The sequence below is a fragment of the Nostoc sp. CALU 546 genome (assembly GCF_048836525.1).
On record NZ_JAWJTF010000382.1, the window covers coordinates 1 to 1,752 of the forward strand.

At 42.9% G+C, this 1,752-nt stretch carries 2 protein-coding genes; one reads left to right on the forward strand and one right to left on the reverse strand.

What is annotated here, in order from left to right; genetic code table 11:
- Positions 1-298: 298 nt before the first annotated feature.
- The gene (locus RRG12_RS43875) at positions 299-967 is read left to right on the forward strand and encodes an HAD family hydrolase (protein ID WP_420763344.1); all 669 of its coding nucleotides are present in this window, start codon (positions 299-301) and stop codon (positions 965-967) included.
- Between the two features lie 165 nt (positions 968-1,132).
- Here the strand turns inward: RRG12_RS43875 and RRG12_RS43880 are convergent, their stop codons facing one another.
- Complete coding sequence (locus RRG12_RS43880) at positions 1,133-1,570, reverse strand: DUF6918 family protein (protein ID WP_420763345.1); 438 nt, start codon at positions 1,568-1,570, stop codon at positions 1,133-1,135.
- Positions 1,571-1,752 lie beyond the last annotated feature (182 nt).

The window sequence follows — 1,752 nt, forward strand, 5'->3', positions numbered from 1 at the left end:
TTTTATTTGGAAGTCCCTTACCAATAGGGATTTGGTAAATGATGCCTACCCTATTAACTAACAAATTCTACAAGCTTCTTAGCGTCCGCTTCCGGCACTGTACGATCGCCTAAACGTCTCGAACGCGATCGCAATTGCAAATGATTATAAGCCAATACGCTTGGGTTAAGACTAAAACTCTTTGTTTTAACGAACCGCCATCTCTTCTCTAACCTCCTTCTCTTCTGTTAGGACGATGAAGTAAATTATTTGCCATGCCATCATCAGCTATGAAACAAAACGTCAGCTGAGGTTTTTCATGGCATTAGAAGGGGTGATTTTAGATATTGATGGCACACTGGTTTTAAGTAATGATGTTCATGCAAATACCTGGGTGGAAGCATTTGCAGCTTATGACTTGGAAGTGCCATTTGAAAAAGTTAAACCACTTATGGGCATGGGTGGAGATCAACTGATTCCCAAGGTAGTGCCAGAATTAAATGATGAAGAAGGAACTGGTAAAGCGATCGCTAAACTACGCAAAGAACTATTATTTGACAAATATATACCGCAAATTACTGCTGCCAATGGCAGCAGAAACTTAATATTAAAGATGCAAAAATCGGGATTGCATCTGGTTGTTGCAAGTTCAGCCAGTTCTGAAGAACTTGAGATCATGCTCAAAATTGCCCAAGTAGATGATTTGCTCTCGGAAGTCACTACATCCGATGATGCCGAAGCATCTAAACCTGCTCCTGACATTGTAGAAGCCGCCTTGAAGAAAGGGCAAATGACTCCTGAAAAAGTAGTGATGCTAGGAGATTCGCCTTACGATATTGAGTCTGCCGGCAAAGCAGGGGTAGCTGTAATTGCTTTGCGCTGCGGTGGCTTTAGCGATGAACAACTGTCGGGAGCGATCGCAATTTACAATGATCCAGAAGATTTGCTACAGCATTATGACTCTTCTATTCTGGGTGCAAATGCTTAAATTCTAAAAGAAGGAAGAAGGGTTAGCGATCGCAATCGATTCAGTAATTGCGTTAGCGGAGCGGGGCGTTAGCCCATTGCGAATTGTTTTAATATCTGCCGCGTATGCCAGCCACCGGAGCATCGAACGGCGGCATACGTTTATTTTTGATTCTTCTCTTCTGGCTTAAGCCTTAGTGTAATTGTTGATTACATTGGCTAAATCTGGCACTGCTTCTTCTACGTGCTTTTTGGCTGAACCGCGAAGTTTTTCATAGGTTCCTCGCACGATTTGGCGCTTTGTGTTTTTGACTCTAGCATCAGTAACACTCAGCAGCGCATCTGCGGTACGAGAGCTATTGGTACTCAGGTGTCCAATTGGGTCGCCTTTCTCTACGCCTTCATTCCAGATGGGATCAAGTGCTGTGAAGCATTGGGGTAAAATCAGCTCAACAACGTAAGGGATATACCCTGGTTTAACCCCCTTCAAGGCGGCAAAGGCAGTTTTTAAAACCATGCCGTTCATACCTGACTTGGATGCAAGCTGTCTTTCAATCATATTGCAACAGTCATCTATGACCATAGCTTTTTTCGTCGGGTTCAAAAGTCCGTCGCTAAGTCCCATTTCACTCTTCCTTATCTAAGTACTTAATTTCTATTCGACTAATTTTTTTAGCAAGCAGGAAATTACAGAAAATGGTATCAGAGTTAGAGGATGTTATGGATATAAGCCTTTTGTAGAGGCATACATAGAAATAACTCCACCCCCTGCGGCACCTTTCCTTGGTAAGGCTACGGTGTACATAC